Raw genomic sequence first — 247 nt, forward strand, 5'->3', positions numbered from 1 at the left:
TCAACGCATGCGACGCGAACTGTCGGATCTGCAAACGCGGCTCGATATTCCGATGGTGCTGATCACGCACGATCCCGATGACGTCGCCGCGTTCGGCGACCAGGTCGTGCAGGCGACCGACGGCTGCGTGCGTGAGAATCAGCCGTTCACCGGCTACGTGCGCAGCGAGCCTTGACCCGGGCGCGCGGTTTTCGCGGCCTTGCGAGGCTTTCAAACCGTCCGCGCCTCAATCCTTCACGCCAAGAAT

1 pseudogene is annotated in these 247 nt (G+C 63.6%); it reads left to right on the plus strand.

Annotation, left to right across the window (positions count from 1 at the left end):
* Positions 1-175: pseudogene (locus SB771_RS36260) on the plus strand (ABC transporter ATP-binding protein); the annotation flags it as partial.
* Positions 176-247: the final 72 nt, after the last annotated feature.

This window comes from Burkholderia sp. SIMBA_051 (assembly GCF_046534915.1).
GTDB classification, from domain to species: Bacteria; Pseudomonadota; Gammaproteobacteria; order Burkholderiales; family Burkholderiaceae; genus Burkholderia; species Burkholderia ambifaria.